At 74.5% G+C, this 15,400-nt stretch carries 3 protein-coding genes; all 3 read left to right on the forward strand.

Features of this window, described 5'->3' with window-relative positions; genetic code table 11:
- From ACGFIO_RS40090 to ACGFIO_RS40100, 3 genes are read left to right on the forward strand one after another with little or no spacing between them, the layout of a single operon-like run.
- A complete protein-coding gene (locus ACGFIO_RS40090; protein WP_392835449.1) occupies positions 1-4,497 on the forward strand; it encodes an amino acid adenylation domain-containing protein in 4,497 nt (1,498 codons plus the stop codon).
- Positions 4,494-15,185 carry an amino acid adenylation domain-containing protein gene (locus tag ACGFIO_RS40095; protein WP_392835452.1) on the forward strand — a complete coding sequence of 3,564 codons (10,692 nt, stop codon included), beginning with the start codon at positions 4,494-4,496 and terminating at the stop codon, positions 15,183-15,185. Before ACGFIO_RS40090 ends, ACGFIO_RS40095 begins: the two co-directional genes overlap by 4 nt.
- Positions 15,182-15,391 (forward strand): MbtH family protein, encoded by a 210-nt coding sequence (locus ACGFIO_RS40100; RefSeq protein WP_392835454.1) that lies wholly within the window; start codon positions 15,182-15,184, stop codon positions 15,389-15,391. The genes ACGFIO_RS40095 and ACGFIO_RS40100 overlap by 4 nt, the downstream gene beginning before the upstream one ends.
- Positions 15,392-15,400 lie beyond the last annotated feature (9 nt).

Here is a 15,400-nt window from a genome sequence, read left to right on the forward strand (position 1 = left end):
ATCGACGATGATTTCTTCGTGTTGGGCGGGCATTCGCTGCTGGTGATGCGGCTGGCCGGCCGGGTCCGGGCGGTGCTGGGTGTGGACCTGCCGGTTCGCGCCGTCTTCGACACCCCGACCGTGGCCACCCTGCTGCCGAAGCTGACCGGGGCCACCCGCGCGCCGCTGGTGCCGCAGGTGCGTCCCGAACGGATTCCCCTTTCGTACGCCCAGCAACGCCTCTGGTTCCTGTATCGCCTCGAAGGACCGAACCCGACCTACAACATCCCGATCGCCTGGCGGTTCCACGGCCCGCTGAACCGCGACGCCCTCGAAGCCGCCGTCCGCGACGTGGCCGCCCGCCACGAAACTCTGCGCACCGTCTTCCCCGAGGTCGGCGGCACGCCCTATCAGCACGTGCTCGCCCCGGGCGCGGTGCCGGTCGCCTTCCACGAGGGCGCGTTCGACGACACCGCCGCCGGCCACGCGTTCGAGCTCGACCGGGAGGCGCCGCTGCGGGCCGACGTCTTCCGGGTCGCGCCGGACGAGCACGTGCTGCTCCTGCTGCTGCACCACATCGCCGGCGACGAATGGTCGGACGAGCCGCTGCGCGCCGACCTGACCCGGGCCTACGAGGCGCGCGTGGCGGGACGGGTCCCGGACTTTCCGCCGCTGCCGGTGCAGTACGCCGACTTCGCCCTGTGGCAGCGCGCCCAACCGGTCGACCTCGACGGATGGCGGGCGGCGCTGGACGGGCTGCCGGAGGAACTGGAACTACCCACCGACCGGCCCCGACCGGCCGAGGCCGGCCACCGCGGCGACATCGTCGAGTTCGCCGTTCCGGACGCCGTCGCGGCCGGGCTGCGCCGGCTGGCCCGGACCAGTGGCACCAGCCTGTTCATGGTCGTGCAGGCCGCGGTGGCGGTGCTGCTGACCCGGCTCGGCGCGGGCACCGACATCCCGATCGGCTCACCGGTCGCGGGCCGGCCGGACACCGCCGTGGACAACCTGATCGGCTTCTTCGTCAACACCCTGGTGCTGCGGACCGACACGTCCGGCGACCCGTCGTTCCGGGACCTGCTGCGGCGGGTACGGGAGACCGACCTGGCCGCCTTCGACCGGCAGGATGTGCCGTTCGAGCACCTGGTCGAGGCGCTCAACCCGGAACGGTCGCTGGGCCGGCATCCGCTGTTCCAGACGATGGTCTCCTACCTGCCCGGCACCGGTGACACCTGGCGGCTCGGCGACCTGGACGGGCGGCCCGAGCCGGTCGGTCACCGGGCGGCCATGTTCGACCTGTCGTTCGACTTCGGCGACACCGCGGCCGGCGGCATCGAGGGTGTCCTGGAGTTCGCCACCGACCTGTACGACCCCGGCACCGCCCGCACCCTCGTCCGGCGTCTCCAGCGCGTCCTGGCCGCGGTGGCGGCCGACCCGTCGGCCCCGATCGGCCGGGTCGACGTCCTCTCCGCTGGTGAGCGTGCCCGCCTGTTGTCCGCCCCGGTCGTGTCTGTGCCGGAGTGGTCTATTGTGGATCTGTTGCCGCGGGTGGCCGGGACGGCGTTGGTTTCCGGTGGTCGGACGTGGTCGTTCGTGGAGCTCGATGACTGGTCGTCCCGGTTCGCTGGGGTGCTGGCGGCGCGCGGGATCGGCCGGGGTGACCTGGTGGCGCTGGCGACGGCCCGGCCGCTGACTGTGCCCGCGCTGCTCGGCGTGCTGAAGACCGGGGCGGCGTACCTTCCGTTGGACTCCTACCAGCCGGCGGCGCGGATCGCGACCGTGCTCGACGACGCCCGCCCGGCGCTGCTGGTGCACACCGACGATGTGGACGTGCCCTGGGCCGGGCCGCGGGTGGTCGTCGACGCCAACCGGCCCGCCGCCGAGCCTCTGCCACCGCGGGCGATTGGCCCCGCGGACCCGGCCTACGTCATCTACACCTCGGGCTCGACCGGCCGTCCCAAGGGTGTCGTGGTGCCGCACCGCGGCATCGTCAACCTCTTCGCCTCGCACCGCGAGCACCTGATGAAGGGACCACGGCGTAACGTCGCCCACGTCGCGTCGTTCACCTTCGACGGTTCGTGGGAGCCGCTGATTTGGTTGTTCGGCGGGCACGCCCTGCACGTTCTGACCGACGACGAATATCGTGACGCGGCTGTCCTCGTGTCGCGCCTGCGCGAGCAGCACATCGATGTGCTCGACGTGACGCCGACCTATCTGCGTGAGTTGGTTCCGGCCGGTTTGCTCGATGGTGGGTTGAGTGTGTTGTTGGTCGGTGGTGAGGCGATCGATGCTGAGTTGTGGGCGCGGGTCTGTGCGGTCCCGGGTCTGGTGTGTCATGACCTGTATGGGCCGACTGAGGCGTCGGTGGATGCCTATGGCTGGCACGGGCCGGATCGTGAGGCTTATGAGCTCGCGAACGTGCGGACTTATCTGTTGGATTCGGGTTTGCAGCCGGTGCCGCCCGGTGTGCTGGGCGAGTTGTATGTGGCCGGTCCGGGGTTGGCGGACGGCTATTTGCGTCGGGCCGGGCTGACGGCGGAGCGGTTCGTGGCTGATCCGTTCGGGCCGGCCGGTGAGCGGATGTATCGCACTGGGGATCTGGCGCGTTGGGACGAGCGGGGTGCGTTGGTGTTCGCCGGGCGGGCTGATGGTCAGGTGAAGGTGCGTGGGTTCCGGGTCGAGTTGGGGGAGATCGAGGCCGCGCTGGGTGGTCAGGCTGCGGTTGTGGTGCGAGACGGGCGTCTGGTGGCGTACGTCGTGGGCGAACCCAACGACGTCAAGGGTGTCCTGCCCGACTACATGATCCCGGTCATCGTCCCGGTCGAGGCGTTGCCCCGGACCGTGGCCGGCAAGCTCGACGTCACCGCCCTGCCCGATCCCGACTTCTCGGCTCTCAGCTCCGGCCGCGCCGCCGCCAACCAGCGCGAACAGCAGCTGTGTGACCTGTTCGCCGCGGTGCTGGGCCTGCCCTCGGTCGGCGCCGACGACGACTTCTTCGCCCTCGGCGGGGACAGCATCGTCTCGATCCAGCTGGTCAGCCGGGCCCGCGCCGCCGGCCTCGGGATCAGCCCACGGGACGTGTTCCGGCACAAGACCCCGGAGGCGCTCGCCCGCGAGGTCACCGTCGAGCCCGTGGTGACCGAGGACCCGCGCGAGGCCTGGGGTACGGCGCCGCTCACCCCGGTCATGCGCTGGCTGCACGAGGTGGACGGGCCGATCCGCGGCTACAGCCAGTCGATGCTGCTGCGCGCCCCCGACGGCCTCACCCCGGCCGGCCTCACCCGCGTGCTCCAGACCGTGGTCGACCGGCACGACATGCTGCGCGCCCGGATCACCGCCGACGGCATCGACATTCCTGCGCCGGGTACGCCCGCCGGCCTCGTCCACGCCGAACGCTACGACGAGGCCGCCCTGCCCACGATCGCCGCCGCCGCCCGGGACCGGCTCGACCCGGCCGCCGGCGTCCTGCTCCAGGCCGTACTCCTGCACCCCGGGCACGTCCTGCTGGTCGTACACCACCTGGCCGTCGACGGGGTCTCGTGGCGCGTCCTGCTGCCCGACCTCGCCGCCGCGTGGGCCGGCCCGGGCCCGCTGCGGCCCGCCGGCACCTCGTTCCGCCGCTGGGCCCGCGAGCTCGACCGGCTGGCCCGCGACGAGCGGATCGTCGCGCAGCTGCCGTACTGGACCGAGGTCCTGAACGGCCCGCGGCCCGCCTTCACCGGCCGCCCGCTCGACCCGGCCCGCGACACCGTCGGCGCCTGCGCCGAATTCGCCCTCGTGCTGCCCCCGGAGGAGACCCGGCCGCTGCTCACCACGCTCCCGGTCGCGTTCCACGCCACCGTCAACGACGTCCTGCTGACCGCGCTCGCGCTCGCCCTGCGCGACTGGTCCGGCGGCGGGCTCATCATGCTCGAGGGGCACGGCCGGGAGGAGCAGCTGGTCGCCGGGGCCGACCTGTCCCGCACGGTCGGCTGGTTCACCACCGAATACCCGGTGCGGCTGGACCTCGGCCCGGAGGACGCCGGAGAGGCGCTGAAGACCGTCAAGGAGCGGCTGCGGGCGGTGCCGGACAACGGCATCGGGTACGGGCTGCTGCGCCACCTCAACCCGGACACCGGCGCCGCGCTGGGCGTACCCGGCGAGCCGTCGATCGGTTTCAACTATCTCGGCCGGTTCGCCGCCGGGGACGCCGCGGCCGGGCCGTGGGAGCCCACCGGCGAGGGCTGGGGCGGCGGCGCCGACGACGACATGCCGGCCGACCACGCCCTCGAGATCAACGCGACCGCCGAGGACCACCCCGACGGGCCGCGCCTGCACGCCACCTTCACCTGGCCGCGCGACCTGATCGGCGCCGAACAGGTGCACGACCTGGCCGCCCGCTGGCGGGCCGCGCTGCTCGCGCTCGCCGCCGACCACCGGTCCGGCGGCCACACACCGTCCGATCTGGACCTGGTCGACCTCAGCCAGGACGACATCGACAGCCTGGAAGCCGACTTCGCCGAGTGGGAGACGCCGTGACCACCCAGAAACCCGCTCTCGAAGACGTCCTGCCGCTGTCGCCGCTGCAGCAGGGCCTGCTCTTTCACGCCACCTACGACGGCGACGCCCCGGACGTCTACACCGTGTCGATGACGCTCGACCTGACCGGGCCGCTCGACCCCGGCCGCCTGCGCGAGGCCGGGCAGGCGCTGCTCGACCGGCACGCCAACCTGCGGGCCGGGTTCCGGCGTACGGCCAAGGGGACGACCGTCGCCGCGATTCCCACCCGGGTCCGGCTGCCCTGGGCCGAGCACGACCTGAGTGGGCTCGCCCCGGCCGACCGGGAGACCGAGCTGGAGCGGCTGGCCGCCGACGACCGCGGGCGCCGCTTCGACATGGCCCGGCCGCCGCTGCTGCGGGCCGCACTGGCCCGGCTCGGCGCCGGACGGCACCGGCTGACCATCACCCACCATCACATCCTGCTCGACGGCTGGTCGGCGCCGTTGCTGGTCAAGGAGCTGTTCCGGTTGTACGCCGGGCCGGGCTCGCTGCCGCCGGTGACGCCGTACAAGGCGTACCTGAGCTGGCTGGCCCGATGGGACAAGGCGGCCGCCACCGAGGCGTGGCGGGCGGCGCTGGCCGGGCTGGACGAGCCGACCCGGATCGCACCGGCCGGGACGGCGAGCGAGCCGGTCGTACCCGGCTCGGTGGAAGTCGCGCTCGACCCCGCCCTGAGCGCGCGCCTGACCGGCTTCGCCCGCGCCGGCGGCCTGACCCTCAACACCGTCGTGCAGGCCGCCTGGGGCCTGCTGCTGGCCCGGACCACCGGCCGGGACGACGTGGTGTTCGGGGCCACCGTGTCCGGCCGGCCGCCGCAGCTGCCCGGGGTCGAGTCGATGATCGGGCTGTTCATCAACACCGTTCCGGTCCGGGTCCGCCTCGACGCCGCCGAACCGGTCCGAGCCCTGCTCACCCGCCTCCAGGACGAACAGGCCGGCCTGATCGAACACCAGTACCTCGGCCTGGCCGACATCCAGCGGCTGGCCGGGCTCGGCGAACTGTTCGACACGCTGACCGTCTTCGAGAGCTACCCGGGCGAGGACGGCGACCCGGCGCCGGGCCTGCGCGTGACCACGGTCGACGACCAGGACGCCACCCACTACCCGCTGGTCCTGATCGCCGAGCCGGGCGATCGCATCAACCTGGAGATCCGGCACCGCGCCGACGTGGTCGACGCCGCCCGGGCCCGCGCCCTGCTCGCCCGGCTCGCCCGCGTCCTCGACGCCTTCGCTGCCACCCCCGACATTCCGGTCGGCCGGATCGATCTGCTCGACCCGGCCGAGCGGGCCACCGTGACCGGCGAGTGGAGCGGCAGCGTCGAAGGCATCACGCCGACCACGTTCCCGCGGCGGTTCGCCGAGATGGCCGCCGCGTACCCCGGCAACACCGCCGTGATCTGCGAGGACGAGCAGATCGGGTACGCCGAGCTGGAAGCCCGCTCGGGCCGGCTGGCGGCCGCCCTGGCCGAGCGCGGCGTCGGGCCCGGCGACGTCGTGGCGGTCGCCCTGCCGCGCTCGGTCGACCTGGTCACCGCGCTCGTCGGCGTGCTGCGCTCGGGCGCCGCCTACCTCGCCCTCGACCTCGACTACCCGGCCGACCGGCTGCGCTACATGCTCGACGACGCGGCACCGGCCTGCGTCGTCACCCGGGCCGAACTGGCCGGTCAGATCCCCGGTGACACGCCCGTCCTCGACGTCGCCTCGCCGCCGCCGGCGACCGGATCCACGCCGCGCCGGCCGGACGTGCTCGACGCCGCCTACGTCATCTACACGTCGGGCTCGACCGGCCGGCCCAAGGGCGTGGTGGTCACCCACGAGGGCGTGGCCAAACTGGTCGCCACGGCCGAGCGGCGGCTGCACGTCACCGAGGACAGCCGGGTCCTGCTGTACGCGTCGCCGAGCTTCGACCTGGCCTACTTCGAGCTGTGCCAGGCCCTGCTGTGCGGTGGTGCCCTGGTCGTCGTACCGGCCGAGCTGCGGATCCCGGGCCCGCCGCTGGTCGACTACATCGTCAAGCACGAGGTCACCCAGCTCGCCCTGCCGCCGTCGGTGCTGGGCGCGCTGCCCGCCGGGAGCCGGCTGCCGCTCGGCGTCGGCATGCTGGTCGGCACCGAGGAGGTACCGGCCCGGCTGGCCGAGCGGTTCGCCGCCGGGCGGCGCATGTACAACGCGTACGGGCCGACCGAGACCAGCGTCAACGCGACCCTGTGGGAATGCGCCCCGGTCACCGGGGGCACCGTGCCGATCGGCTTCCCGGATCCCGGCCAGCGGGCGTACGTGCTCGACAGCGGCCTCAACCCGGTGCCGCCGGGCACCGTCGGTGAGCTCTACCTCGGCGGCCTCGGCCTGGCCCGGGGCTACCTGAACCGGCCCGGGCTGACCGCCGAACGCTTCCTGCCCGATCCGTTCGCGGCGCCCGGCGCCCGGATGTACCGCACCGGCGATCTGGTGCGCTGGACCGGCCGGGGCGCCCTGGAGTTCGTCGGGCGCGCCGACCACCAGGTGAAGATCCGCGGCTTCCGGGTCGAGCTGGGCGAGATCGAGGCGGTCATCGCGCGGCACGCGGGGGTGCGGCAGGCGGCGGTGGTGCTGCGTACGGACAACGGTGTCAAACGGATCGTCGCGTACGTCGTCGGCGTCACCGACCTCACCACGGTGCGGGCCGGCGTGGCCGCGATCCTGCCCGACTACATGCTCCCCGGCGCGTTCGTGGCCCTGCCCGAGCTGCCCGTCTCGGTCAACGGCAAACTCGACCGCGCCGCTCTGCCCGCCCCCGACTTCGCCGCCGCCGCGGCCGGGCGGCCGCCGCGCACGCCACGCGAGAAGGTGCTCTGTGACGTCTTCGCCGACGTCCTCGGCCGGCCTGAACTCGGCATCGACGACGACTTCTTCGCGCTCGGCGGGGACAGCATCATGTCGATGCAACTGGTCGGCCGGGCCCGCGCCGCCGGCCTGCTGCTCACCCCGCGCCAGGTCTTCCAGCACCGCACCCCGGCCCGGCTGGTGGCGGTGGCCGGCACGGTCACCGGCGCCGACACCGTGCCCGCCGACCTGGCCCTGATCGCGCTCACCGACGCCGACCGGCGTGAGCTGGCCGCCCTCGGCGCCGACGTCCGCGAGGTGCTGCCGCTCTCCCCGCTGCAGAGCGGCCTGCTCTTCCACACCCTGCTCGACGACGGCGGCCCGGACGTCTACACCGTCCGGATGGTCTTCGAGCTGGCCGGGCCGCTCGACGCCGACCGGCTCCGGGCGGCGGCCCAGGCACTGGTCGACCGGCACGGCAACCTGCGCGCCTCGTTCCACCACCTCGCCTCGGGCACCGCCGTGAGCATCGTGCCGGGCGCCGCGCCGATCCCGTGGACCACCGTGGACGTCAGCGGCGACGACGACGCCTGGGACCGGCTGCTGGCCGAGCAGGGCCGCCGGTTCGACCCGGCCGCCGGGCCGCTGCTGCGGTTCGCGCTGGCCCGTACCGGACCGGACGCCCACCGCCTCGTGCTCACCCACCATCACCTGCTGCTCGACGGCTGGTCCCGCGGCCCGCTGCTGGCCGAGCTGTCCGCCCTCTACCGCGACGGCGCGTCCGCACCCTCGGCCGTCCGCCCGTTCCGCGACTACCTGGCCTGGCTGGCCGGTCAGGACCGGCGGCCGGCCGAGCAGGCCTGGGCCGCGGCTCTGCGCGGGCGGGAAGAACCGGCCCTGGTCGCCCCGGACGGCGGCCACCGCGACGCGCTGGCCCCCGAGGTCGCCGAGGCCGAACTGGACCCGGAGCGCACCGCCGGCCTGGCCGCGCTGGCCCGGGCCCGCGGCCTCACCCTCAACACCGTCGTGCAGGCCGCCTGGGCGTTGCTGCTGGCCCGACTCACCGGCCGCGACGACCTGGTCTTCGGGGCCACCGTGGCCGGGCGGCCGTCGCAGCTGCCGGGCGTCGAGGACATGATCGGCCTGTTCATCAACACGGTGCCGGTCCGGGTCCGGCTCGACCCGGCCGAACCGGTGTCGGCGCTGCTCGACCGGATCCAGGATGAGCAGTCGGCGCTGATGGAGCACCAGTACCTCAGCCTGACCGAGATCCAGCGGATCGCCGGCGGCGGCGAACTGTTCGACACCCTGCTGGTGTTCGAGAACTACCCGGACGGGACCGGCGACGACGACGGCGGTCTGCCGGTCACCGGGACCGACGGGCACGACGCCACGCACTATCCGCTGACCCTGATCGCCGAACCCGGACCGACCCTGAGACTCGCCGTCGAGTTCCGGCCCGACGTGTTCACCGCCGACGCCGCCCGCGGGCTGGCCGACGCGCTCATCACGATCGTCGCCGGGCTGGCCTCGGGGCTGGACCGGCCGGTGGGCCGGATCGGGCTGCTGCCCGCCCTGCCCGCGGGTGGCCAGGGCGAGCTCCGGGAACTGCCCGCCGCCACGCTTCCCGAACTGCTGTCGGCCCAGGTCGCGGCCACACCCGAGGCGGTCGCCGTGTCCGGTCCGGACGGGGTCACGCTGACCTACCGGGACCTGGACGAGCGGGTCGGCCGGCTGGCCCGGGTGCTGGCCGCGGCCGGGGCCGGGCCGGAGACCGTGGTGGCGCTGGCCCTGCCCCGGTCGGCCGACCTGGTGGTGGCCGTCCACGCGGCGGCGCGGGCCGGTGCCGCGTACCTGCCGCTCGACCTCGACCACCCGGACGCCCGGCTGGCCACCATGCTGGCCGACGCGCGGCCGGTGGCGGTCGTCGCGGCGAGCGCGGACCGGATCGGGTCGCTCACCGGCGTACCCCTGGTCGTGCTCGACGGCCGGGTCGTGGACGCCGCCGCGCCGCTCCGGGCGCCCGGCCTCCGCCATCCGGCGTACCTCATCTACACCTCGGGCTCGACCGGCGCACCCAAGGGCGTGGCCGTCGAGCACGCCGGCATCGTCAACCGGCTGCGCTGGATGCAGCACGAGTATGGACTGACCCCGGCCGACCGGGTGCTGCAGAAGACCCCGGCCGGGTTCGACGTGTCGGTCTGGGAGTTCCACTGGCCCCTGATCACCGGCGCCACCCTGGTCGTCGCCCGGCCCGACGGCCACCGCGATCCGGGCTATCTGGCCGAGCTGATCCAGCGCGAGGCCGTGACCACCGTCCACTTCGTACCGTCGATGCTGGCCGCGTTCCTGGACGCGCCGCAGGCCGCCGGATGCACCTCGCTGCGCCGCGTCCTCTGCAGCGGCGAGGCGCTGCCGGCCGCCCTGGCCGGCCGCTTCCACGCGCTGCTGCCGCGGGCCGAGCTGCACAACCTGTACGGGCCGACCGAGGCGTCGGTCGACGTCACCAGCTGGCCCGCCGCCCGGGGGACCGGTGGGGCGAGCGTCCCGATCGGCGGTCCGGTGTGGAACACCCGGGTCAGCGTGCTCGACGCCACCCTGCGGCCGGTGCCGGTCGGTGTGCCCGGCGAGCTCTACCTCTCCGGTGTCCAGCTGGCCCGCGGCTACCGGGGGCGGCCGGACCTGACCGCCGACCGGTTCGTCGCCGACCCGTACGGTGCGCCCGGCGAACGGATGTACCGCACCGGTGACCAGGTGCGCTGGATCGAGTCCGGGGTGCTGGAATTCCTCGGCCGCGGTGACGGCCAGGTCAAGATCCGGGGCCTGCGGGTCGAACTGGGCGAGATCGAGGCGGCCATCGCGGCGCAGCCCGGCGTCACCGCGGCCGTCGTGCTCCGGCGCGAGGACCGGCCCGGGGTGGCGCACCTGGTGGCCTACGTGACCGGCGGCGCTGTGGACGAGGCGGCGCTGCGCCGGGTGCTGCCCGGCCACATGGTGCCGTCCGCCTTCGTCGCGCTCGACGAGCTGCCGGTGTCGGTCAACGGCAAGCTCGACCGGGCCGCGCTGCCCGCACCCGACTTCGCCGCCGCCGGCACCGGGACGGACGCCCGCAACCCGCGCGAGCAGCTGCTCTGCGACCTGTTCGGTGAGGTGCTCGGGGTCGCCACGGTCGGCGCCGAGGACGACTTCTTCCGGCTCGGTGGGGACAGCATCGTGTCGATCCAGCTGGCCGGCCGGGCCCGCGCGGCCGGGCTGGCACTGACCCTGCGGCAGATCTTCCAGCTGCGCACGCCGGCCGCCCTGGCCGTTGCCGCCGGGGCCGCGTTCACCGCCCCGGCCGGCCACGGCGCGCTGGTCGAGCTGACCGGCTCCGAGACCGCCGAGATCGCCGGGCTCGGCCTCGACGTGGCCGAGGTGCTGCCACTGTCGCCACTGCAGGCCGGGCTGCTGTTCCACGCGGCGTTCGACGACGGTGGGCTCGACCTCTACACCGTGCAGATGGTCTTCGACCTGCCGGCCACGCTCGACCCGGCCCGGCTGCGGGCGGCCGGGCAGGCGCTGCTGCAGCGGCACGCCAACCTGCGGGCCTCGTTCCACCAGCTCGGATCGGGCCGGCCGGTCGCGGTGGTCGCCCGTGGCGCCGTGCTGCCCTGGACCGAGTCCGACCTGTCCGGGCTGAGCGGCGAGGGCTTCGAGGATGCGTGGCAGCGGTGCCTGGCCGAGGAGGGGCGCCGGTTCGACCCGGCGGTGGCGCCGCTGCTGCGCATGACGCTGGTGCGGACCGCCGGCGCGTACCGGCTGATCCTCACCCACCAGCACATGCTGCTCGACGGCTGGTCCCGTGGCCCGCTGATGGACCAGCTGGCCGTCCTCTACGCCGATCCGGCGGCCACGGCCGCGCCGGCGCCGTACCGCGACTTCCTCGCCTGGCTGTCCACCCAGGACCGCGGTGCCGCCGAGGACGCGTGGCGGACCGCGCTGGCCGGGATCACCGACGCCACCCGGCTCGCCCCGGCCGACCCGCGGCGCGAGCCCGCCGTGCCCGAACTGATCGAGCACGAGCTGCCCGCCGGGGTGACCGCCGCGCTCGCCGCGCTGGCCCGCTCCCGCGGCCTCACCCTGAACACGCTGGTGCAGGCGGCCTGGGGCGTGGTGCTGGGCCGGCTCACCGGCCGGGACGACGTGGTGTTCGGCGCCACCGTCTCCGGGCGCCCGGCCCAGCTGCCCGGGGTCGAGTCGATGATCGGGCTGTTCATCAACACCGTGCCGGTGCGGGTCCGGATCGACCTGGCCGAACCGGCCGGGGACCTGCTCGACCGGGTCCAGGACGAACAGTCCCGGCTGCTCGACCACCAGTACCTCGGCCTGGCCGACATCCAGCGGCTGGCCGGCGCGGGCGAGCTGTTCGACACGCTGCTGATCGTCGAGAACTACCCGGACCGCTCCGAGGGCGGGCCGGAGACGCTGCTCAGCGCGGCCGACGCGGGCGGACGCGACGCCACCCACTATCCGCTGACCTGGGTCGTCGACCCGGGCGAGCGCCTGCGGATCGGGCTCGAACACCGCACCGACCTGTTTCCGGCACCGGTCGCCGGGCAGCTCGTCGCCGCGCTGACCGCGGCCCTGACCGCGTTCGCGGGCGACCCCGACCGGCCGGTCGGACGGCTCGACCTGGTGCCGGCCGACGACCGGGACGGCTGGAACCCGCCGCCACCGGAGGCCGGCGACGACCCGACGATCGCGCAGGTCTTCGAGCGGCAGGCGGCGGCGTCACCGGCCGAGCCCGCGGTCGTGTGCGGCGCTGTGCGGTGGACCTTCGCCGAGCTCAACGCCCGGGCCAACCGGCTCGCCCGGCTGCTGGTGGCCCGCGGCACCGGCCCCGAGGACGTGGTGGCGCTGGTCCTGCCGCGCACCGCCGACGCGATCACCGCGATCCTGGCCGTGCTCAAGAGCGGCGCGGCGTACCTGCCGCTGGATCCGGCCTACCCCGAGGCCCGCCGCCAGGCGATGGTCGCCGACGCGAACCCGAGTCTGGTCGTGACCGCGGCCGGCACCGGGGTCGACGGGCTGCTGGTCGACGACCCGGCTCTGGACGACCTACCCGGCCACGACCTGACCGACGCCGAGCGGGTACGCCCGGCCCGGCCACAACACCCGGCCTACGTCATCTACACCTCCGGCTCCACCGGCCGGCCCAAGGGAGTCGTGGTCACCCACCGCAACCTGGTCAACCTGTTCCGCAGCCACCGCGACCAGTTGCACCGGCCCGCGCAGGCCCGCACCGGCCGCCGCCACCTGCGCGCCGGTCACGCCTGGTCGTTCGCCTTCGACGCCTCCTGGCAACCGCAGCTGTGGCTGCTCGACGGGCACGCCCTGCACATCGTCACCGAGGAGGTGCAGCGCGACCCCGAGCAACTGGCCGCCCAGATCCGCGCCGAGGGCATCGACTTCATCGAGCTCACGCCCTCGCACTTCGCGCAGGTGGCCGAGGCCGGCCTGATCCGCGACGGGCACTGCCCGCTCGCCGTGGTCGGTGTCGGCGGCGAGGCGATCCCGCCGGCCCTGTGGGAACGGCTCGGCCACCTGCCCGGCACCGAGGCGTTCAACCTGTACGGGCCGACCGAGGCCACCGTGGACGCGCTCGCCGCCCGGATCGCCGACGCGCCGACGCCGGTGATCGGGCGGGCCGTGGCCGGGGCCCGCGCGTACGTGCTCGACCACGCCCTGCGGCACACCCCGGCCGGCATCGCCGGTGAGCTCTACGTCGCCGGAGCCGGGCTGGCTCGCGGCTATCTCGGCCGCCCGGGGCCGACCGCCGAGCGTTTCGTGCCCGACCCGTACGGCCCGGCCGGCAGCCGCATGTACCGCACCGGCGACCTGGTCCGCTGGACCCCGGACGGGCGGGTGGAATACCTCGGCCGGGTCGACGAGCAGGTGAAGATCCGCGGCTTCCGGGTCGAACTGGGCGAGATCGAGACGGTCCTGGCCGCGCAGCCCGGTGTCGCCGAGGCCGTCGTGGTCGCCCACCGTCCGCTGGCCGGCTACGTCGTCGCCGCGCCCGAGGCCGACCTGGCCGCCGTGCGCGCGGCGGTGGCCCGGGAACTGCCCGACTACATGGTGCCGTCGGTCCTGGTGCGGCTGGACCGGCTGCCGACGCTGGCCAACGGCAAGATCGACCGGGCCGCCCTGCCCGTCCCCGACCTCGGCGCCGGCCCGGCCGGCCGGGAGCCGCGCACCGAACGGGAACGGACCCTGGCCGAGGTCGTCGCCGCGGCCCTGGGACTGCCCACTGTCGACGTGGAAGCCGACTTCTTCCTGCTCGGCGGGGACAGCATCGTGGCCATGCAACTGGTCGGCCGGGCCCGGGCGGCCGGGCTGCGGCTCACCCCGCGGCAGATCTTCGCCGAGCGTACGGTGGCCCGCCTGGCCCTGGTCGCCACCGCCGCCATACCGGCCGAGGACCGGGCCGACGACGGCGTCGGCCCGGTTCCGCTCACCCCGGTCATGCGCTGGCTCAGCGAGATCGACGGGCCGACCGACGGTTTCAACCAGTCCGCCGTGGTGCAGGTGCCGGCCGGCCTGGGCTGGGAGCCGCTGCTGGCCGCGCTGCAGGCCGTCGCCGACCGGCACGACCTGCTCCGGGCCCGGCTCGACCGCTCCGGCGACTGGTCGCTGAACGTGGCGCCGGTGGGCTCGTCGCGGGCGGCCGACTGGACCGTGCGGGTCGACGTGACCGGACGTGACCTGTGGGCGGCCGTCGCCGAACAGGCGGCGATCGCGCAGGCCGCCCTCGACCCGGGTGACGGCACGATGATCCGGGCGGTGTGGCTGGACGCCGGCCCCGACACGCCCGGACGGCTACTGCTGCTCGTGCACCACCTGGTCGTGGACGGCGTCTCGTGGCGGGTCCTGCTGCCCGAGATCGGCGCCGCCTGGCGCGACGCGGCCGCGGGCCGATCGCCGGACACCGCTGCGACGGCGACCTCGTTCCGCCGCTGGGCGACCGGATTGACCGCGCGGGCCCTCGACCCCGCACGCGCGGCCGAGCTTCCGATGTGGACGGAGATCGTGGCCAAGGGCACACCCCTTCCGGTACGCCGCCCGCTCGATCCCGCCGTCGACGTCGCGGCCACCCTGCTCGACGTCACCCTGGCCCTGCCGGTCGACGTCACCGAGGCGTTGCTGACCCGGGTGCCGGCGGCACTCGGCGCGACCATCAACGACGTGCTGCTCGGCGCCCTCGGCGTGGCCGTCACCCGGTGGCGTACTGCGCTCGGCGGCAGCGGCGACGCGGTGCTGGTGGCCCTGGAGGGGCACGGGCGCGAGGAGCACCTGGTGCCCGGCGCCGACCTGTCCGGCACGGTCGGCTGGTTCACCAACATCTTCCCGGTCGTCCTGGACACCGCCGGGATCGACGTCCGGGCCGGGGGAGCGGCGGTGGCCGAGGCCGTGTTCCGGGTACGCGAGCATCTCGCCGCCCTGCCCGACAACGGCATGGGGTACGGCCTGCTGCGCTACCTGAACCCCGACACCGCGCCGGTCCTGTCCGCCCTGCCGCACCCGCCGATCCAGTTCAACTACATGGGCCGGTTCGGTTTCCCCGAGGCCGCCGACTGGGAGTTCGCGCCCGAGGCGGAGGCGGCCGAGAACGGCGCCGACGACGCCATGCCGGAGACCTACGAGCTGGTCGTCAACGCACAGACCGAGGACCGGGCGGCCGGCCCGCAGATGACCGCCACCTGGGCCTGGCCGGCCGCGGTCTTCGCCGAGGCGGCCGTGCACGACCTGGCCCGGTCCTGGTTCGACGCCCTGCGGACCCTGGTGGAACACGTACGCAACCGCACAACGCTGGAGGAGAACCGATGAGCACCAACCCGTTCGACAACGCCGACGGCTCGTTCCTGGTCCTGGTCAACGACGAGAACCAGCACAGCCTGTGGCCGGTCTTCGCCGAGATCCCGGCCGGCTGGCGCAGCGTGCACGGCCCGGCCGTCCGGCCGGACTGCCTCGACTACGTGAACGCCAACTGGACCGACATGCGGCCCCAGAGCCTGATCGACGCCGACCGCTGAGTCGGGTCG

Origin of the sequence: Actinoplanes sp. NPDC049265 (assembly GCF_043197135.1) — a bacterium.
Taxonomy (GTDB): domain Bacteria; phylum Actinomycetota; class Actinomycetes; order Mycobacteriales; family Micromonosporaceae; genus Actinoplanes.